General features: G+C 68.0%; 20 protein-coding genes and 1 pseudogene. 12 read left to right on the top strand and 9 right to left on the bottom strand.

Annotated features, from left to right (window positions below):
- Positions 1 to 38: 38 nt before the first annotated feature.
- The 3 genes from BMY69_RS04855 to BMY69_RS04845 all read left to right on the top strand — a co-directional run bounded on the left by BMY69_RS04855 (position 39) and on the right by BMY69_RS04845 (position 2720).
- Positions 39 to 398 (top strand): DUF1304 domain-containing protein, encoded by a 360-nt coding sequence (locus BMY69_RS04855; RefSeq protein ID WP_090175735.1) that lies wholly within the window; start codon positions 39 to 41, stop codon positions 396 to 398.
- Positions 399 to 472: 74 nt separating this feature from the next.
- Positions 473 to 2185: a patatin-like phospholipase family protein gene (locus BMY69_RS04850; RefSeq protein WP_090175733.1), complete on the top strand. Its 1713-nt coding sequence runs from the start codon at positions 473 to 475 to the stop codon at positions 2183 to 2185.
- Between the two features lie 160 nt (positions 2186 to 2345).
- On the top strand, positions 2346 to 2720 hold the full coding sequence (locus tag BMY69_RS04845) for a response regulator (RefSeq protein ID WP_090175732.1): 375 nt from the start codon (positions 2346 to 2348) through the stop codon (positions 2718 to 2720).
- 12 nt (positions 2721 to 2732) lie between these two features.
- Here BMY69_RS04845 and BMY69_RS04840 read toward each other — a convergent pair whose 3' ends face one another.
- Together BMY69_RS04840 and BMY69_RS04835 are read right to left on the bottom strand one after the other, a co-directional pair.
- The gene (locus tag BMY69_RS04840; protein WP_090175730.1) at positions 2733 to 3431 is read right to left on the bottom strand and encodes a BON domain-containing protein; all 699 of its coding nucleotides are present in this window, start codon (positions 3429 to 3431) and stop codon (positions 2733 to 2735) included.
- A 103-nt stretch (positions 3432 to 3534) separates the two neighbouring features.
- Positions 3535 to 4233 (bottom strand): HAD family hydrolase, encoded by a 699-nt coding sequence (locus tag BMY69_RS04835; RefSeq protein WP_090175728.1) that lies wholly within the window; start codon positions 4231 to 4233, stop codon positions 3535 to 3537.
- A 145-nt stretch (positions 4234 to 4378) separates the two neighbouring features.
- On the opposite strand from BMY69_RS04835, the gene BMY69_RS04830 reads away from it, so the two are divergent.
- Positions 4379 to 5416 (top strand): Lnb N-terminal periplasmic domain-containing protein, encoded by a 1038-nt coding sequence (locus BMY69_RS04830; protein WP_255364465.1) that lies wholly within the window; start codon positions 4379 to 4381, stop codon positions 5414 to 5416.
- Here BMY69_RS04830 and BMY69_RS04825 read toward each other — a convergent pair.
- On the bottom strand, positions 5383 to 6387 hold the full coding sequence (locus tag BMY69_RS04825) for a TraB/GumN family protein (RefSeq protein WP_090175726.1): 1005 nt from the start codon (positions 6385 to 6387) through the stop codon (positions 5383 to 5385). The two genes, BMY69_RS04830 and BMY69_RS04825, sit on opposite strands and share 34 nt — an antisense overlap.
- Before the next feature lie 108 nt (positions 6388 to 6495).
- Here BMY69_RS04825 and BMY69_RS04820 point away from each other — a divergent pair.
- The 5 genes and pseudogenes from BMY69_RS04820 to BMY69_RS04800 all read left to right on the top strand — a co-directional run.
- Positions 6496 to 7197: pseudogene (locus BMY69_RS04820) on the top strand (NAD(P)-binding domain-containing protein); the annotation flags it as partial.
- 160 nt (positions 7198 to 7357) lie between these two features.
- Positions 7358 to 7603 carry a DUF2188 domain-containing protein gene (locus tag BMY69_RS04815; RefSeq protein WP_090175723.1) on the top strand — a complete coding sequence of 82 codons (246 nt, stop codon included), beginning with the start codon at positions 7358 to 7360 and terminating at the stop codon, positions 7601 to 7603.
- Between the two features lie 64 nt (positions 7604 to 7667).
- A complete protein-coding gene (locus BMY69_RS04810; protein WP_090052955.1) occupies positions 7668 to 7904 on the top strand; it encodes a hypothetical protein in 237 nt (78 codons plus the stop codon).
- Between the two features lie 10 nt (positions 7905 to 7914).
- The gene (locus tag BMY69_RS04805) at positions 7915 to 8169 is read left to right on the top strand and encodes a DUF3820 family protein (protein WP_090052957.1); all 255 of its coding nucleotides are present in this window, start codon (positions 7915 to 7917) and stop codon (positions 8167 to 8169) included.
- A gap of 529 nt (positions 8170 to 8698) precedes the next feature.
- A complete protein-coding gene (locus BMY69_RS04800) occupies positions 8699 to 11542 on the top strand; it encodes a TonB-dependent receptor (protein ID WP_090175721.1) in 2844 nt (947 codons plus the stop codon).
- Here BMY69_RS04800 and BMY69_RS04795 read toward each other — a convergent pair.
- Positions 11514 to 12218: a Crp/Fnr family transcriptional regulator gene (locus tag BMY69_RS04795; RefSeq protein WP_143070387.1), complete on the bottom strand. Its 705-nt coding sequence runs from the start codon at positions 12216 to 12218 to the stop codon at positions 11514 to 11516. The two genes, BMY69_RS04800 and BMY69_RS04795, sit on opposite strands and share 29 nt — an antisense overlap.
- A 254-nt stretch (positions 12219 to 12472) precedes the next feature.
- Between BMY69_RS04795 and BMY69_RS19550 the strand changes: the two genes are divergently transcribed.
- A complete protein-coding gene (locus BMY69_RS19550; protein ID WP_177191078.1) occupies positions 12473 to 12643 on the top strand; it encodes a hypothetical protein in 171 nt (56 codons plus the stop codon).
- Here BMY69_RS19550 and BMY69_RS19545 read toward each other — a convergent pair.
- From BMY69_RS19545 to BMY69_RS04785, 3 genes are all read right to left on the bottom strand, one after another.
- Positions 12640 to 12789, bottom strand: coding sequence for a hypothetical protein (locus BMY69_RS19545; RefSeq protein ID WP_175472744.1), 150 nt, complete (start codon positions 12787 to 12789; stop codon positions 12640 to 12642). The two genes, BMY69_RS19550 and BMY69_RS19545, sit on opposite strands and share 4 nt — an antisense overlap.
- A 65-nt stretch (positions 12790 to 12854) precedes the next feature.
- Positions 12855 to 14870, bottom strand: a complete 2016-nt coding sequence (locus tag BMY69_RS04790) for a hybrid sensor histidine kinase/response regulator (RefSeq protein ID WP_090175718.1) — start codon at positions 14868 to 14870, stop codon at positions 12855 to 12857.
- A 2-nt stretch (positions 14871 to 14872) separates the two neighbouring features.
- Positions 14873 to 16234, bottom strand: coding sequence for an amidohydrolase family protein (locus BMY69_RS04785; protein WP_090175716.1), 1362 nt, complete (start codon positions 16232 to 16234; stop codon positions 14873 to 14875).
- 149 nt (positions 16235 to 16383) lie between these two features.
- Here BMY69_RS04785 and BMY69_RS19835 point away from each other — a divergent pair, with 149 nt between their 5' ends.
- Positions 16384 to 16509: a hypothetical protein gene (locus tag BMY69_RS19835; protein ID WP_255364464.1), complete on the top strand. Its 126-nt coding sequence runs from the start codon at positions 16384 to 16386 to the stop codon at positions 16507 to 16509.
- A gap of 125 nt (positions 16510 to 16634) precedes the next feature.
- On the opposite strand, the gene BMY69_RS04780 is transcribed toward BMY69_RS19835, so the two are convergent.
- Both BMY69_RS04780 and BMY69_RS04775 read right to left on the bottom strand, forming a co-directional pair.
- Positions 16635 to 16820 carry a CsbD family protein gene (locus BMY69_RS04780; RefSeq protein ID WP_090175714.1) on the bottom strand — a complete coding sequence of 62 codons (186 nt, stop codon included), beginning with the start codon at positions 16818 to 16820 and terminating at the stop codon, positions 16635 to 16637.
- A gap of 92 nt (positions 16821 to 16912) precedes the next feature.
- Positions 16913 to 17530 carry a flavodoxin family protein gene (locus BMY69_RS04775; protein WP_090175713.1) on the bottom strand — a complete coding sequence of 206 codons (618 nt, stop codon included), beginning with the start codon at positions 17528 to 17530 and terminating at the stop codon, positions 16913 to 16915.
- A gap of 101 nt (positions 17531 to 17631) precedes the next feature.
- On the opposite strand from BMY69_RS04775, the gene BMY69_RS04770 reads away from it, so the two are divergent.
- Complete coding sequence (locus tag BMY69_RS04770) at positions 17632 to 18951, top strand: Nramp family divalent metal transporter (RefSeq protein WP_090176885.1); 1320 nt, start codon at positions 17632 to 17634, stop codon at positions 18949 to 18951.
- Positions 18952 to 18990 lie beyond the last annotated feature (39 nt).

Below are 18990 nucleotides of genomic sequence, written 5' to 3'. Positions count from 1 at the left end.
CTATCCTGCGCGCAGCTCCGTTTCGCTAGAGGCCTCCCGTGCACCCAGCCGCCACCGCGCTCACCGTCCTGGTCATCCTGATCCACCTCTACATCGTCGTGCTGGAGATGGTCCTGTGGCGCTCGCGAGGACCGAAGGTCTTCGGCATCACGCCCCAGTTCGCAAGCGACAGCGCCGCGCTCGCCTCGAACCAGGGCCTCTACAACGGGTTCCTGGTGGTCGCCTTGCTGCTCGGCCTCGTCCTGCGCGAACCGTTCGCCACGGCCTTCGTCTTCTACGGCCTCGGATGCGTGGTCGTGGCGGGGCTCTGGGGTGCGCTGACGGCGAGCCGCCAGATCCTGTACGTGCAGGCGCTCCCCGCCGCCCTCGCACTCGCCGCGCAATGGCTCGCCCGCTGAAGCGTGCGGCACGTCGGGGTCCGTATCGACGTCGTCGTCCATAATCGGCCCGAACACGCGAGGCGGAGCGACGCATGCCGGATACGGATCTTCCCCTTGGCCATCCCGAGATCACGCCGCCGCCGCGTCCGCGAACCTTCGAGCTCGGCCTGGCCCTGGCCGGCGCGGTGTCCGGCGGCGCGTACGCCGCGGGCGTCCTCGATTTCATCTACGAGGCCCTGGAGCGCTGGTACGCGGCGAAGCGGGCCGGCGAGGCGGTGCCGTCGCACGACGTGCTGCTGCGCGACATCTCCGGCGCGTCGGCGGGCAGCATCAACGGGGTGCTTTCCGCCATCGCGCTTCCTTACGCCTTCGAGCATGTCCACGCGACGACCGACGACGCGACGGCGGCCCGGAATCCGTTCTACGACACGTGGGTCAACCGGGTCGACATCAAGGGGTTCCTGGGCACCGACGATCTGGACAAGGACCTGCCCATCGCGTCGCTGCTCGACACGCGATGCCTGGACGCGGTCGCCGAGCGCGCCCTGCGGTTCGAAGCCGCGTCGGCGACCCGGCCGTACATCGCGAACCCGCTGAAACTGGTCTTCACCGTCACCAATCTGCGCGGCGTGCCCTACGAGGTGCCCTTCGCGGGAACGGGATCGGACGCCGGACACGGCATGGTCGCGCACGAGGACTACCTGCGCTTCGCCGTCGATACGGGGCAGGGGGCGTACGACCGTCGCTGGCACTATCCCGACGACCTCTACGTGGCGCATCCCAAACGCCTGCCCGACCGTGGGTGGACCGCGATGATGAACGCCGCGCTGGCGTCGTCGGCGTTCCCCGGCGGTCTGCGCTACCGCGAGATCGAGCGGCGCTGGAGCGACTACATGCAGCGCAGCGTGGTCGTGCCCGACGAGAACGGCATGTCGCGCGTGGTGCCGATCGAGCCGAAGCTGGACGAGGGCGAGCACATGGGGGCGAGCTACCGGTTCGTCGGCGTCGACGGCGGTGCGATGGACAACGAGCCGTTCGAACTCGCGCGCACGGAGCTGGCCGGCACGCTGGGCCGGAATCCGCGGCGTGGCGATCAGGTCAACCGCATCGTTCTGATGGTCGACCCCTTTCCGGAGCCGGACGACCTCGGACCGGAGTTCGCGGCATCGATCAACGTCGTCGGCGCCCTGAGCGCGTTGTTCGCCTCATGGAAGCAGCAGGCGCGCTTCAAGCCGAGGGAAATCGCGCTGGCAATGGACGACGCGGTCTACAGTCGGTTCCTCATCGCGCCGATCCGTCCCGCCGCCGAAGCCGATACGCGCTGGCTGGGCGCACGGGCGATCGCGGCCGGCGCGCTCGGCGGTTTTGCCGGCTTCCTCGCGCAGGCCTACCGGCGGCACGACTTCCTGCTTGGCCGGCGCAACGCGCAACGCTTCCTCTCGGAGCATTTCCTCGTGCCGGCCAGCAATCCGATCGTCGCGGCGTGGGCCGGTGATCCTGCTCTGGCGCATTTCCTGCGCCAGCGCGACGGCGAAACGCATGCACCCGTGATCCCACTTGTCGGCGATTGCGCATGCGCGGCGCGCGAGGAATGCCTGCCGGTGTGGCCGCGCGGGGCGCTCGATCCCCTGACCCTCATGCCCGACATCAGCAAGCGTCTCGACGCGCTGTATCGCGTGGCCACCGACAAATGGAAGGACAAGATTCTGACCTGGCTCGCATGGCATACGTATGCACGGCGCAAGCTCCTCCGCTTCGCCGCGACGCGGCTCGTGGACGCCCTGCGGCGGCACGAGCTCTGGTAATCGAAATGACGAAATCGCGTTTGGATCGTGCTAATACGGCAAGTGGTTCGCCGATGTAACACCCGTTCGTGAGGAAACGCCCAGAAAAGCGAATCCGCATCTGGTCGTCGCGTGGAAACGGGAGTAGGTTGGACTACGCCCCTCCCTCGTGTCAGAACCTATGAACACATCAGCCGCGCCGCGCGCGATCGTTTTCGAGGATCATTCCGGACTGGCCTCCGCGCTCGCGGACATGCTGGAGGAGCGGTTTGGCTACGACGTCGCCGCGTGCGCGACGTGCATCGAAGAGGCATTGCGGCTGGCGCACGTGGAGCGTTGCGACGTCGCCGTCGTGGACATCGATCTCCAGGGCGTCAAGGTATATCCCGCGCTCGACGAGCTCCAGCGCCGCGGCATACCCTTCATTCTCGCGACGGGTTCGATGCAGGTGGACATTCCCGCGAAGTACCGGGCGCCGCTCATCCGCAAGCCGTACAGCGCGCAGCAGCTGGAAGACGCGCTGCACGAGGCCAGCCGACCGCAGCGGGTCAGCTGACCTCCGACAACGTCACCCCAGCGACGGTTCGTCGAACAGGCCGCGTTCGCCGCGGCGATCGGCATCGGCCACCCTCAGCGTGTTCTCGACATCGCGGACGCCCACGGCCTCGGCCACGGTGTCTTCGGCCAGGTGTTTCATGTAGCGCTTCGGCACCTCGCCGGTCAGGCGCACCACGCCTGTCGTGACGGTGACTTCGATGGCCGAGGCGTCGATCGCGTCGTGCTCCGTCAGCCGCTCGCAGATGTCATCGCGAATGCGCTGGTCGCTGCGCTCGTACCCCTTCGGTCCCACGCCACGCCATCCGCCCGGATAACCCGACGGACTCCATGCGCGACGGGCGTCGTCGTCGCCGCGACCGAAGTCGCGGTGACCGGGGTGCCGTCCGTGCGTGTCGTAAGCATGGTGACCGCCGAAGTCGCGGTGGCCCGGACGACGGCCACCGTCGCGTCCGTCGTCGCGCTGCCCAGTCCAGCCACCTCCCGAGAAATCGTCGCCCGGGCGGTAGTCGCGTCCGCCCGCGACGTCGCGCCGGGCATCGTAGGGGCCGGCGCCGGCATCGCGATGGAGCCCCGCATCGCGGTGCCCATAGGTGCCTCCGAATTCATCGCCGGGATAGCGCGTGTCGTCGCGGCGTCCGAGGGGCCGTGCCCAGACGCTGTCGTCGTCGGGATGGCGGGTCGTGCCGTGGCGATCGTCTTGACGGTTCATGAGCGGCTCCAGCGTGAAGGACCACGCCAGTGTTCGCGCCGTGCCATGCAATACGTGTTGCGCGCGCGTCAACGCGGCGGAAACGTTTCTGAAGCGTCGGGGCTCAGTGGGCCGGGGGCGCGGTCGCCACGCCGTGGGCCGTTTCGCGCAGCCACTGGTTCACTTCGTCCAGATCGGCGGCCACGCTCGCGCACAGCCGGCGCAGTTCCGCGCTGGGCTGTTGCAGGTCGGGCACCATGATCGTCGGCACGCCCGCCGCCGTCGCGGATCGCACCCCCGCGAGCGAATCCTCCAGGGCGAGGCAGCGTGCCGTGGGCGTGTTCAGGATCCGGGCCGCTCGCAGGTAAGGGTCGGGATACGGCTTGCAGCGCTCGCAGTCGCCGGACGCCACCAGGGCGTCGAAGCGATCCCGAAGGCCGAACGCGTCCAGGTGGTGGATCGCCGTGGCATGGGGAGACGAGGTGGCGATGGCGCGCGGGATGCCAAGCTCGTCGAGGGTGTCGAGCAGCCGGGTCACGCCGGGCTTCAGCCGCAGGTCGGTGTCGAAGAGCGCGTGGTGTCGGGCGGATGCCCCTTCCCAGACGGCGTCGAGATCGACCTCGTCGCCGACGTGTTCCCTGAGCAGAAGTCGCGCCGCGTGCCCGTGCAGACCCACCATCCGCTGGCACAGGGAGAGGGGCAGGTGGATGTCGACTTCGTCGGCGGCGGCGAGCAGCGCGTCGCGGTAGAGCGCCTCCGTGTCGAAGAGGACGCCGTCCAGGTCGAAGACGATCGCCTGGGGTGTCGCCGGAAATCGGACCATGCCAGCCCCCGTGCAGCAGTGCCGGACGGTGCTTCCGGACCTGGGCTCAACATAGCGCTCATTGATGCACCGCGCCATAGCCCGAATGGTGCGGGTCATTCGGGCATCATGTAGCGATGCATCGATCGAACGGGGGGCGGCCCCGATGAAACGCCGCCGCATGTGGGCACAGGGGCTGGCCGGCGCGGCCGCCGCGACACTGCTTTTCGCCACGGGCGCGTGGGGCGCGTTCGCGCTCGCCTACCGCGCTCCGGGGCCGCGCGGCGTCAGGCTGGCGGTCGCCGTCGCCTGGATGGCGGGTTGCGTGCTGCTCTGGGCTGCCTGGCTCGGGATGGGCGAGGACCGCGCCGCCGCGATCTTCGTCGCCGCCTATGCTGCACTGCTGCTGTGGTGGGGAACGATCCGGCCGAGCAACGACCGCGTCTGGGCCGACGACGTGGCGCGGCTGCTCTCGGGCGAAGTGACCGGTTCGCACGTGACGCTGCGCAACGTGCGCGACTTCACCTGGCGCTCGGACACCGACTACGACATCCGCTGGGAAACGCGCGAATACGATCTCGACCGGCTGGTGCGCGTGGATGCCGTCCTGTCCTATTGGGCGAGCGAGGCGATCGCCCACGCGATGCTTTCGTTCGGCTTCGACGATGGACGGCACGTCGTGTTCTCGGTGGAGATCCGGCGCAAGCGCGGCGAGGCGTTCTCCGAGGTCGGCGGGTTCTTCCGCCAGTTCGAACTCGTGCTCGTCGCCGCGGACGAACACGACATCGTGCGCGTGCGAACCAATGTGCGTGGCGAGGACGATTACCTCTTTCCGTTGCGCATGCCGCCGGAGGCCATGCGCTCGCTGTTCGTCTCCTACGTCGAGGCGGCGAACGGACTGGTCCGCCGGCCACGGTTCTACAACACGGTCACGTCGAACTGCACCACCATCGTCTATCGCATGGCGAGGCGCATCGACGGCGCCCTGCCGTTCGACCTGCGCCTGCTGCTCACCGGCTACCTGCCGGAATACTTCGCGGAGAACGGCACCCTGGACGAACGCTTTTCGGTCGACGAATGGCGACGCTTCGGCCGCATCACGGAGCGGGCGAGGGCGACCGGCCCGGGGGACGATTTCTCCCGCGCCATCCGCGTCGGCATCCCGCCGGCCTATTCGCCGCCGTCGGGCGATTCCACCGTGTAGCCCTTCGCGCGCAGGGCGGCGAGGTAGCCGTCCGCGCTGAGCAGATCGTCGATGGGCACGATGGCGACGACCTGCGTGTTCGCCGCCATCGCCTCGTCCACGGTGGCGAGCCAGCGCTCGCGCACGGCCTTCGGCACGTCGGCGAGCCCGATGCGTTGCGCCACGCCGCCCTCGGTGACGGCGTTCATGCAGGTGATCAGCTGCGCCGCCCGCCGGTCGTCGCGGAGGGCGGCGAGGTCGCCGGTGGCCCAGGCGTTCGCGCGGGCGGTCATGTCGGCGAGCTGCGGCTCGATGTTCTGCACGCTCTGGGCGAAGCACGAGACGTCGTCGAGCGTGGATTTCTTGAACGCCTTCACGGCGGCCCGTGGATCGTCGACGAGGAGGGTGTATTCGACGGGAATCTGCTTCACGCCGTGCTTCTGCGCGAGATCCGTGACCGCGCGCGTGATCTGGCCCGACTTCGCGAGGCCCGTCTTCTTCACCGCGCTCTTGTAGAGCTCCAGCGCGGCGAAGATCGGGCGATAGCGCTCCACCCGACGATCGTCGCCGATGTAGCGCGCCTTGACCTCGAGCCAGCGGGCGTAGACGTCCGGCGGCACGGTCTCCTGCAGCGTCGCGCCGTCCGGCGCGTTGCGCACGCCGATGAGCGAGGGCAGCAGGACGAGCTTGCCGAAGAATCCGACGTTGGGCTTGATCTCCACGTGCGGCGGCAGGAGCAGCGCGCCCGAGTGCGCGAGGGCGTCCTCGATCTCGTCCGTCTTCCAGGTCATCCCGCGGGGAATGGGCGTGAGGCTGCCGAGGATGAGCAGCGTGTGCCCGCCCCGCGTCGCCCGCCACAATCCGGGCCCGGGCTGGACGCCGCTCACGGTGACGGTGTCGAGCGTCGGGATGGTCGGGGGCGTGTCCTGCGCGAACGCCGTGGCAGGCAGCACGATGAGGCAGGCGAGGAGGGCGAGGACGATGCGGTTCATGCGCGGAGTCTAGGGCCGGCGCGTCGCGAGCGGAATTCCCCGATCACCGGTCGCTCGCCGCCCGTTCACGCCGGTTCCGGATGATCGAGGCATGGCCACTCGGAGAACCATGGGATGAAGATCGGCATCATCGGCGCGGGGAACATCGGCGGGACGCTGGCGCGACGGTTTCGCGAGCTCGGCCACGAGGTGCTCATCGCCAATTCGCGGGGGCCGGAGACGCTCACGGCCATCGAGCGCGACACCGGCGCGGTCGCGGTGACCGCGCACGAGGCGGCTCGCGGTGGCGACGTCGTCGTGATCACGATCCCCGAATCGAAGATTCCTGCGCTCCCGTCGGACCTGTTCGACGGCGTGCCCGACACGACCGTCGTCGTCGACACTGGCAACTACTATCCCCGCGAGCGTGACGGACGCATCGCAGCGATCGAGGAGGGCGTGACCGAGAGCCGCTGGGTCGCGGATCAGCTCGGCCGCCCGGTCGTCAAGGCGTTCAACACCATCGAGGCGGCGCACCTGGGGAGCAAGGGCAAGCCGTCGACGACGGATGGGCGCATCGCCCTGCCGGTCGCGGGCGACGACGCCAACGCGAAGGCGACGGTGCTCCGGCTCGTCGATCAGCTGGGCTTCGATGGCGTCGACGCGGGCACGCTCGACGAATCGTGGCGCCAGCAGCCCGGCTCGCCGGTGTACGGCGCGGATCGTGACCTGGAGGGCGTCCGCCAGGGCCTGCTCGACGCGACACGTGAGCGACAACCCGCATGGCGCGCCACGGCGGCAAGCCCGGGAAGCTATGACGCGCCGCGCTGAACGAATGTCGTGATTGCCGCGTGAAGGATCGGCAAACGCGGAATTCCGTTGTGGGCGCGAAGGGATACGGATAATCTTGCGCCCTTGAGGCAACCGCCGCGTGGTCTTCCTGTCGGCTCGACCGAAGGCTTGCGTACTTTCTGAGGTTACCCACCTTTCCATGGCTCTGGTGATCTACGACATCCCTTTCGCGCCCGATCTGGCCGGCCTCTGGCACGTGCAGATGAACGGCGTGCCGACGGAGAACTTCGAATCGCGCGTCGCCGCCATCGCTTACGCCGTTCAGCAGTCCAGGCTTCTCGGCGGCCAGAACGGCGTGCAGACGCTGGTCTCCGTCGAAGGTGCCGATGGCATGTGGCGCGAGTTCGAATCGAACGCCAAGCGTCCCGTCGGAGGCATGCAGTAGCGCTGCACGCCACGTTGATGCGCGATGCATACGATGGGGTGAGGTAAGGAGGATCAACCCACCCATGGCGCATCGCAAGATCGGTTATTTCGACGTGGAAGGCACCTGCTACGTGGCCAAGCCAGGCCGCTGGCGTGGCAAGTACGTCATCAGCGAGGACGGTGAGGAAGTCGCCGAGCACCTGTGCAAGACGCTGCACGAGGATGAGGAGCAAGCGTGTCAGGAAGGCTTGACCCTCGGGATCACCGCGGCTCGCCAGCTGATGAAGGAACGCGAGGGTTTCGATCCCGGCGAAGAGTAGAATCGGTTGGATGACCGAACTCGAAGACCGCTTCCGCGACGACCTCGCGCGCCTGGCCACGGCGACCATGCCCTTCGGCAAGTTCAAGGGCAGGGCTGTGGCCGATCTGCCCGGCAACTACCTGGCGTGGTTCGCGCGCGAAGGCTTCCCGCCCGGCGAACTCGGCAGGCTGCTCGCACTGATGCTCGAGCTCGATCACAACGGGCTGCGCCGTCTGCTCGACCCGCTGCGGAAACCCTCGCGAACGCCGACCGTCCGCCCGTAGACCGCGGCGTGACAAGCCGTCATATCGGCGCATGCCGATATCCACGGCCTCGGTTCACGGTGTTCGCGAGGCACCACACGCCGGAACGTCATCGCGAATACCGAACGCCTCGCCGTGGACCCCGGCGTGCGCCGGGGCGACGAGCCGTCATACCGGCGCACGCCGGTATCCACGTCCCCGGTGCACGGTGTTCGCGAGGCACCACACGCCGGAACGTCATCGCGAATACCGAACACCTCGCCGTGGACCCCAGCGTGCGCCGGGGCGACGAGCCGTCATACCGGCGCACGCCGGTATCCACGGCCTCGGTTCACGGTGTTCGCGAGGCGGCACACGAGTGAGCACGTCGCCGCGACCTGCATAGCGCGTGCCACGTGCACGGGCGAAAGATATTCCGAATGGCCGATGGTGCGGCCCGTTTACGCGGCGTAAGTTTTCCTTGCGTCCCTGTGAATGAAGCGTTGCGTCGTTCGTCCGCAGCCACGCGAAAAGTCCCAGCCCCACTCCCCTAAGGCTCCGGAGACTCACCATGAATACGACATCGCACAAGGCGCTCCGGCGTCACGGGCTCGCATTGTCCATCGCCGCCGCGATCGCCTGCGGCGACCCCGCCACCGCGCAGGATGCTCCGCCATCGCCGGCCCCGGCCGCACCCCAGGCCACCCCCGATGCCCAGAAGACGACCGACCTCACGGCGATCACCGTGACCGGTTCGGCGCTGCCGCGCATCGACATCGAGACGCCGTCGCCGGTGCAGACCATCTCCGCCGACCAGATCCAGAAGAGCGGCCTGAACACCGTCTCCGATGTCGTTCGTGCCATCTCGGCGGACAACAGCGGTTCGATCCCCGCGTCGTTCACCGCCGGGTTCGCGGCGGGTTCGTCGGGCGTCGCGCTGCGCGGCCTCACGGTCAATTCGACGCTGGTCCTCATCGACGGGCGCCGCGCGGCCAGCTACCCGCTCGCCGATGACGGCCAGCGTTCGTTCGTCGACCTCAACACGATTCCGTCGAACGCCATCGAACGCATCGAGGTGCTCAAGGACGGCGCGTCGTCGCTGTACGGTGCCGATGCGATCGCGGGCGTGGTGAACATCATCCTGCGGCCCGGTTACCAGGGCACGGAGTTCACCGCGGAGGCAGGTACGTCGCAACATGGCGGCGGCACGACGAAGCGCGCGACGGTGCTCTTCGGCGGCGGCGACCTCGACAAGGATGGTTGGAACGCCTACATGAGCGCGGAGTACCAACGCGACGAACGCATCATGACCAGGGATCGCGGCTATCCCTACAACACGGCGGACATCCGTCGCAGCGGGGGCAACAACCTCATCGGCGGCCAGCCGTCGCAAAACTCCGGCTCCATCTACGGCAGCGTGACGCCCGGCACCCTGTCGCGTCCGGGCGACGTCACCTCCGGCGTCCCCGATCCCGACGGCGTGGCGCAGCCGCTGCGTCCGTGCGGTTCGCTCGGCACGCTGGTGACGGACGACCCCGCGAATCCCGGCAGTTACTGCTCGCAGAATTTCGCGCACTACGCGGCCATCCAGCCGACGACCGATCGCAAGGGCATCTATGGACGCTTCACGCTGAAGGTCTCGGACACGACCAAGGCGTACATCGCGGCCAGCTACTACGAGGTCAAGACGACTTTCCCCGGTGCGCCGGCGCAGATCCAGGCCGGAACCCCGCGCAACACCAACTCCATCGCGCTGCCCGCGACGCTACCCGATGGCTCGCTCAACCCGAACAACCCGTTCGCGGCCAGCGGGCAGGCGGCGTTGATCAACTATGCGTTCCCGAGCGCGCTGGCCAGCGGCGAGAACGACAACCACAACCTGCGCATCGTCGGTGGCATGAACGGGCGGTGGGGCGAGTGGAGCTGGGACACGGCGCTGGTGTTGAACCATTCGTCGCTGGATACGCGGCTCAATGGGTTTCTCAACTACGACCGGCTGATCGATGTCGTCACGAACGGTACGTACAACTTCCTCGATCCTTCGGCGAATTCGCGCGCGCTGCTCCAGTCGCTGTCGCCGCAGCTGAAGAAGACCTCGACCAGCGACCTGCAGTCGATCGACTTCCATGTGACGCGTCCCCTGATGGATCTCGGCGGCGGTTCGCTCGGCCTGGCGACGGGCATCGACGTGCGCCATGAAGAGCAGGACGACCCCGACCTCAACCCGAATCTCGCGGCGCAGGGCCTGGGCATCGCGCACGTGAAGGGCGATCGCACCGTCTCCGGCGTCTACGTCGAGCTGGACGCGCCGTTCACCGAGTCGTTGGAAGTGGACGTGTCGGGCCGCTACGACCACTACTCCGACTTTGGCAACAACTTCTCGCCCAAGATCGGCGTGAAGTGGAAGCCGATCGAGGAGCTGGCGCTACGTGGCACGTTCTCGAAGGGCTTCCGCGCGCCGAGCTTCGCCGAGAACGGCTCGAGCGAGGCGGAGGGTTTCGCCACGTACACACCGCCGGCGGAGTTCCAGGAGCTGCACGGCAACAGCGGCTACGTGCAGCCGTACGGCCTCGGGTTCCTCACGCGCGCGAACCCGGACATCAAGCCGGAGCGTTCGAAGAGCTGGACCTTCGGCGTGCTGTACCAGCCGACGCCCGACCTGAGCGCGTCGCTGGATTACTACCGGATCAAGAAGACGGGCGTGATCGCGCAGCAGAGCGCGAGCGCGGTGCTCGACGCGTACTATGCCGGCCTGCCGCTGCCCGCGGGCTCGGCGATCGTGCAGGACGTGCCGGATCCGGCCGCACCCGACGCGCTGCCGAGGCCGCTCGTCGTCGCGGCGCCGTACGTGAACCAGAACGCGCTGGAAACCAAGGGCCTCGACCTCAACCTGAAGGCCGGGTACGACTTCAGCGAGAACGTCCGCTTCACCAGCGAACTGAACCTCACGAAGATCATCAGCTGGCGGCTCACGCTGGAGGACGGCACGAAGCTGCAGTTCGTCGGCACGCACGGTCCGTACGGTCTCTCGTCGGGTGCCGGTACCCCGCGTTATCGCGGGTCGTGGGCGAACAGCATCCAGTTCGGCAAGGCGACGATCACCGGCACGCTGTATTACACCAGCGGCATCAAGCTGACCGCGCCCGACATCACCGAAGGCTGTTTCTCCACCAACACGGACACCGGCGCGAACGTTCCTTCCAACTGCCGGATGGCGTCGTTCACCGACTTCGACCTGACCGGTCGCTACGACATCACGGACAAGGTCGCGATCACGGGCTCCGTCATGAACGTGTTCGACAAGAAGGCGCCCTTCGACCCGCTCAACTACGCCGCGCTGAATTACAACCCGACGTACGCGCAGAACGGCGTCGTCGGACGCTTCTTCACGCTGGGCGTAAGGGTGAAGCTGTGATCGCCTCGGCATCGAGGACGTCGACGCCGTCCGCGCGGATCGCGATGGCGCCCGCGGCGCGCAGTTTCGCCAGCATGCGGGTGACCGTCGCGGCGCTCATGCCGAGGTAGGAGCCGATGTCCTCGCGCGACATCGGAAGCGGGACGAACGTCGCCGGTCCCTCGATGCGTCGGCGGCGTTCCACCAGGTCGGCGAGGAAGCCGCGCAGGCGCTCGGCGGCGGGGCCGTCGGGGTACCGGGGCTCCACGTGGCGCTCGCGGCGGCGCAGCGCCCGAAGGTACCTTGCCGCGGTGCCGCCGTGTTCGCACAGCGCGTCGGTGGCGGCGCGAGGAAAGCGGCAGAACCAGGTCTTGCCGACGGCCACCACCGATGCGCCGTGGGTCTGGGAACGGGCCACGTCGAGCGCGAACAGTTCCCCCGGCAGATGGAACGCGACCACCCGTCCGGCGGCCACGGTCATCGCGAGTCCGGAAAGCACCGCGAACGCGGCGCGGTGGGGTGCTTCCGGCTGCACGAGCCGGTCGCCGTCGAAGAACGGGCCCACGCGCTCGACGGAGGGGCGCATCGCGAGCAGCGCGGGCTCCTCGCTTCGCGTCGCATCGCAGCGGTGCGCGTGCCGGCAGGCGTCGTTGCAGCTTGGCGGACGGGGTGTCGTCGATGGGCGTTCCGGGAGCACGGTGATTCCTCGCGCTGCGTTGGGCCCATTGTAGGAGCCGGGGCCGACACGCTCCGGGCTCGTCAGCGCGATGCGCCGTTATGCCGCATGCCGTCCCGACCCGGTGGGTGTCTTGACGCGGTCATGCAATTGCCGTAGTTACGGCGTTTGGGGGATTCAGTACAGGGGGCCGTAGAGGCCATGGCACGTCGATCCACGTTCTATCGTCCGACCGTTCTTTTCCACGACCCGAGCCATCCGGCAGGGGGCGCCGCATGACCGCGCCGATGGAGGAGTCCGTCAGCCCGGTGCTGCCCGAGGGCTTCGTCCCCGGGAGCGTCGCGCCTTTCATGATGCGCTACGGCACGGGCTTCCTGCTCGCCATGCAGCGAGCGGCCGTGGCACACGACGCCGCCCGGTCGCCGGACGAGACCGAAACCGCCTAACGCGCCGCCGGCTGCGACGAGGGTGCGCGCGCGCCGTCGTCCGGCTCGTCGCCTGCGGGACCGCCCTTGTGGATCGCACCCACCACGAAGATCGCGATCATCGCGACGATGAGGGCGATCACGGCGTAGTAGCGCGAACGGTTCATCCTTCGATCCTCCAGGCGTGCCGCGAGTGTCCCCGGCATAGGGTCAAGGGAATGGAAGACCGGCGTTAGGGCGCCGTCCGGAGCAGTTCGGCGATGGAGCCGGTCAGCGCCTGCAAGGAGAACGGCTTGCTGAGCAGGGCCGTCCGCTCGGGCAGGTGGGGCGTATCCGCGAAGGCGTCCCATGCGTATCCGGTGATGTAGAGCACCGGGACCCGGGGATGCATCTCGCGCATGGCGCGGGCGAGCTGGTGTCCGTCCATGCCCGGGAGGCCGATGTCGGTGACCAGGATGTCCGGTGTCCTGCCTGCGTGCAGCTTTCCGAGCGCTTCGGAGGCGTCCGCGCACGCATCGACCTCGTAGCCGCTTTCCTCGAGCACCTCGCAGGCGATCGAGCGCAGCATCTGCTCGTCTTCCACGAGCAGGACGCGGCGGCCCGAGCCATCCTGCCGTTCGACGTCATGGGTGTGCGCGACGGAGGCCTCGCCGAGGTGTCGCGGGAGCCAGAGGCTCACGGTCGTTCCCGCGCCCGGCCTGGAGTCGATGATGGCGCGACCACCCGTCTGGCGCGCGAAGCCGTCCACCATCGAGAGCCCCAGCCCTGTTCCCTGTCCGATCGCCTTCGTCGTGAAGAAGGGATCGAAGGCCTTTTCGGCGGTGGCCCGGGACATGCCTGTGCCGGTGTCGGTGACCGAGACGACCACGTAATCGGCCGCACCGTCGCCGATGTCCGTGCAGGGGGCGTTGCGCGTGACGATCCCCAGCTGGCCGCCTTGCGGCATGGCATCGCGCGCGTTGATGGCGAGGTTGAGGATCGCGCTCTCCAGCTGGCTCGCGTCGGACAGCGTGCGCCAGAGGTCGGACTGCGTGCGCAGTACGATCGACACCTGCTCGCCCAGCAGGGGGCGAAGCAGCAGGTCGAGACCGCGGACGATCAGGTTCGCGTCCACGTCGGACAGCGAGAGCGCCTGTTGCCGTGAGTACGCGAGCAGACGGTGCGTCAGCCCCGCGGCGCGTTTCACCGCGCCGGCCGCGGCGTCGAGCATGCGCTGGACGTTGTCGGCGCGGCCACTCGCCAACCGTTCGGTGACGACTTCGATGGCGCCGCCGATGCCGCCCAGGATGTTGTTGAAATCGTGCGCGATGCCGCCCGTCAGCCGGCCCAGCGCTTCCAGCTTCTGCGCATGTCGCCACTGGTCCTCCATTTCGCGGCGGCGCTCGACATCGCGGCCCATGCCGTACACGACGTCGCCGTCGGGTACGCAGGTCCAGGCGAACCAGCGGTAGCTGCCGTCGTGGGCGCGGATGCGTACTTCCAGATCCTCGACGACATCGCCGTCGAGCAGTTGGGATACGGCGTCGGTCGCGCGCGCCATGTCGTCGGGATGGACCAGTTCCTCGAAGCCCATGCCGACGACATCGGCGAGGTCGTGACCCAACTCGTTCGCCCAGGCCGGATTCACGTTACGGTAGTGGCCGTCGCGCCCCATCACCACGTACAGGTCGCGCGAGATGGCCCAGATCTGGTCGCGCTCACGCGTCCGCGCATCGATCTCGCGCTCGAGCGACGCGTTCAGCTCGCGTAGCGCCACCGCCGACCGCACGCCTCGCGTGGTCTCGTTGGTCACCGCCACCATGCCGAAGATCCGGCCCTCCTCGTCGCGCAGGGGCGCGTACGAGAAGGTCCACCAGGTGTCCTCGGGAAAGCCATACCGGGTCATCGTCAGGGGCAGGTCGCGATGCATGCTGCCCCGGCCCGCCATGGCGGCGTCGACATGTTCCGACACGGCGTCCCATACGTCGCCCCACAGTTCGTCGAAGCGACGGCCGATGGCGCCCTGCAGGCGGTGACCGAGGATCGGCCGATACGGATCGTTGAAAAAGAACAGCTGGCCGGGCTCGACGGAGATGAACATCGGCTGGGGAGTGTCCATCATCGTCGCGAGCATGCTGCGCAGCGCGGCGGGCCACCCTTCGACAGCACCCAGCGGCGTGCCACTCCACGGAAACGCGCGGATCTCGCCGGCCGTCGGCGAATCGACCGGCAGGAACGCGAATGGATCGGAGTGCGTCGGTGTGGACATGCTCAAGGCCTGAACGACGCCACCGGTCCCGACACCTGCTGGCCGCGTTCCCAGACCGCGTGGATGCTGGTGGTGGCCTCGATGTCTTTCGACGGATCGTCGTCGAGCACCACGAAGTCCGCGCGTTTGCCGTTGGCGAGGACGCCGCGATCGTCCAGGCGGAGCAGGGCGGCCGCGCGCTGTGTCGCCACTTGTATGGCCTGCAGCGGCGTGAGGCCGGCGTCGACCATGAGCGCGAGCTCGCGATGTTCCGCGACGCCCGGAATGCGCAAGGGCATGGCGCCCGAGTCGGTGCCGAAGCCGATGTTCACGCCCGCGTCGTAGAGCGTCTTGAGGTTCTTCAGGTTCACCTGGAGGGCGTCTTCGTTCGTCTTCGTCGCGCCGTCGCCCTGGACACGGTCACGCCAGGCGGGATCCGCGAACTGGCGCGCGAGGTCCGGCTGCACGGCGTGCGTGAAGAAGGGGCGGTCCATCCACGCGGGATGCCGGGCATAGATGTAGGCGGCCTCGTTGAGGTCGAGCGTGGCGACGTACCACGTGCCGTGGCGCTTCATCGCCCCGACGAAGCCCGCGTCCACGGGTTGGTCGCGCACGCCGTGCGCGAGGATGTCGACGCCGTCGTCGACCAGGCGGCGCGCGTCCTCCAGGTAATAGACGTGCGCGGCGACGCGCAATCCTTTCGCGTGCGCCTCGGCGATCACCGCGCGCCAGATCTCCGGCTTCATCTTCACCGGCAGGCTGCCGTTGAAGTCGTCGAGCCAGATCTTGATCAGGTCGGTGCCCCGGCCGGCGGCCGCGTCGACGGCGGCCCGCGCCTGATCCGGCGTCCCGGGGCGGTCGAGCTGGTCGGGTCCCGCCTTCATCATCTTCGCGGGCGGCGCGCCGTTGGGCACGCCGATGCCGCGGTCGGCGCCGAACAGATCGGAGCCCGGCGCCTTGCCGGCATGCAGTTCGGCGCGCAACGGATAGAACACGGCCGGCACGTTCACGCCGAGCGAGGTGACCGTGGTCACGCCATAGGCCTGCCACTGTTTCAGCTGGCGCAGGATGTTGTCGCGGTTGTAGAGCGCGGGAAGGCCGCTCCGCGTGCCGTCGACCGAACCGACGTGCGAATGATCGGAGATGATGCCCGGGATGATCGTCTTGCCCGTGTAATCGACAACCTTCGTATCGGCGGGCATCTTCGCGCGCAGGCCGGGGCCCATGAGGGAGATCCGGTCGCCGTTGATCACGAGGGTCACGTCGCGCATCGGCGCCGCGCCGGTGCCGTCGATCACCGTCGCGCCGCGGATCACGGTGGCGGCGTGCGTGCCGCCAGCCGCCGTGAGTGCGAGGAAGAGGAGGGTGGGACGAAGTCGGGACATGGTGTTTCCTTCGACGGGGACCGTGCCGGAATAATGCACGACCTGCGAAGGCGATGTCGTTGCGAAAATCTTCGTGTCGCCGTTGTCACGCCCGATCCACGTTCCCGCACGGACCCTTGGCGCAAATCCACGCAAGGGAGGGACATCGCATGAACGACGAAAACACCCCGGTTACCGGTAAGCAGCGAGGCGCCATCGGCTACATACTGCTCTGGATCCTCGGCATTCCCATCCCGGTGCTGCTGCTGATCTTCCTAGTCCGCGGTTGCACGTGATGCGTAAGCCGTAGGAGCGCACCTGGGCGCGATGGGGAATTGCGGCAAACCCCCGATCGCGCCCAGGTGCGCTCCTACCAGGCAAGAAAAAGCCGCGGGAGCCTGGGCTCCCGCGGCTTTCTTCATCAATGGCGACGATCGGCGTCGCGCGCCTTGTCCGCGGCCTTGCCCACTTCCTTCTGGACCTTGCCGGCGTTCTTTTCGATGTTGCCGGCCGCCTGCTTCGTGTGGTCGCCGGTGACCTTGCCGACCACTTCCTTCACGGCGCCCTTGACTTCGTGTTTCATGCCTTCGGTGCGGTTTTTGTCCATGGTGTTCTCCTGTCTGGTTCTGCGTCGTTCGCAGGGTGCCGATGTAAGAGGTTCCGGGCTTACAGGAACGTGAAGCGCATGTGCGCCGTCGTTCACCCGCCTTTCAATGGCGCGGGATAGTTCGAGGCCTTCAGCAGGCCCGCGAGGTGGGCGGCGTTCGACGCGAGCGTCTCGATCGTCTTGGCGACGTTCTCCGGCGTCTCCTTCAGGTCGATGTAATTGGTCGAGCCCATCGCCTCGCCGACCCAGTACGCGGAACTTCCCGCCGGGATGGTGAACCCGAAGTCGGCGAGACCCTGATAGAGCTCGGCCGAGACGTGGTGCGCGCCGTCTTCGTTGCCGACGACGCCGACCATCGCCACCTTGCCGAAGGTCGGGTAACGCCCGTCGTCGCCGATGTCGCCGAGGATCGCGTCGAGCCGTTCCAGCACGCGCTTCGCGATGCTGGATGGCTGCCCGACCCAGATCGGCGTGACCATCACGAGGATGTCGCTGGCCATGATCCGCTCGCGCACCTTAGGCCATTCGTCGCCACCGCCTTCGTCATGACTCACGCCCGGCTTGATGTCGAGGTCCACGAGGCGAAGGCTCTCGGTCTCGACGCCACGCTTCTTCAGGGCGTCGAACAGCTGGTCGAGCAGCTTCTGCGACGAGGAGGGTTTCGGCGACGGCGCGAGCGTGCAGTTGAGTCCAAGGGCTTTGAGCGTCATGACGGTCTCTCCGGCAAAACACCGATCGTCAGAGCACGGGCGTGCAACCGGCGTCGCGGGAAGGTGCATACGCGATGGGCGGATCCCGCTACGATGGCACCATGTTCCCGTTCCCCAAGACGGCCACCGCGCCGTTCTGCCCGTCCGAAGTGGCGGGGTCCATCGTCGTCCCCGCCGACCTGCCATGGTGGAAGAAGGCGCTCCGGTTCGCGGGGCCCGGGCTGCTCGTGTCCGTCGGCTACATGGATCCCGGCAACTGGGCGACCGACATCGAAGCCGGCTCGCGCTTCGGTTACCGCCTGCTTTTCGTCGTGCTCCTCTCGAGCCTGGCGGCGATGATGCTCCAGTGCCTCGCCGCGCGCCTCGGCATCGCCACGCAGAAGGACCTCGCGCGCCTGTCGAGCGAGCGCTATCCGAAAGTCGTCGGGCGCCTCCAGTGGGTTTTCGCCGAGATATCCATCATCTCGTGCGACCTCGCGGAAGTGCTCGGCAGCGCGCTCGCGTTCAAGCTGCTCTTCGGCGTGTCGCTGCCAGTCGGCGTGGCGCTCACCGCGCTGGACACCTTCATCGTGCTCGGGCTGCAGGGCAGGGGTTTCCGTCGCGTCGAGGCGATCATCCTCGGGCTCGTCGGCACCATCGGCATCTGCTTCGTCGTGCAGCTGTTCCTCGTGGGGCCGGACTGGACGCAGGTCGCCGCGGGCTTCGTGCCGTCCCTGCATGCGGTCTCCACGCAGGAGCCGCTGTACCTCGCGATCGGCATCCTGGGTGCCACGATCATGCCGCACAACCTCTACCTGCATTCGTCCGTCGTGCAGACGCGTGCCGTGACCGGTATCCGGGGCAAGCGCGACGCGATCCGACTGACGCGCGTCGACACCATCGGCTCGCTGAGCCTCGCCCTGCTGATCAACGCGGCGATCCTGATCGTCTCCGCCGCCGCGTTCCACGGCACGGGACGCACCGACGTCGCGGACATCGGCGACGCCTACGAGCTGCTCGCGCCCATCGCGGGTACGACCGTCGCGGCCGTGGCCTTCGCGATCGGCCTCTTCGCGTCGGGCCAGAGCTCGACGTTCACGGGAACGATCGCCGGTCAGGTGATCATGGACGGCTTCCTGCACTGGAAGCTGCCGTGCTGGCAGCGTCGTCTGATCACGCGCGGTCTCGCGATCGTTCCCGCCTTCATCGGCGTGGTGACCATGGGCGACCGCGCCATCGGCGAGCTGCTGATCGCGAGCCAGGTGGTGCTGAGCATCCAGCTCCCGTTCGCGATGTACCCGCTCATCCGTTTCACGGACGACCGCACGCTGATGGGGGATTTCGCCAACACGCGCCTGGTGTCGGTCGCCGCGTGGCTGCTGTTCGTCGTGATCTCCTGCGCCAACGTCTGGCTGGTGGCGCAGGTGTTCGGGCTGGCGTGACGCCGGACAGACGGATACATCACACATCCCCGCGCAGTC

It is taken from the genome of Luteibacter sp. UNC138MFCol5.1 (genome assembly GCF_900110505.1).
Classification (GTDB): Bacteria; Pseudomonadota; Gammaproteobacteria; order Xanthomonadales; family Rhodanobacteraceae; genus Luteibacter.
Note: the sequence above shows the minus strand (reverse complement) of the source record. Positions and strands in the feature narration are given on the sequence as shown.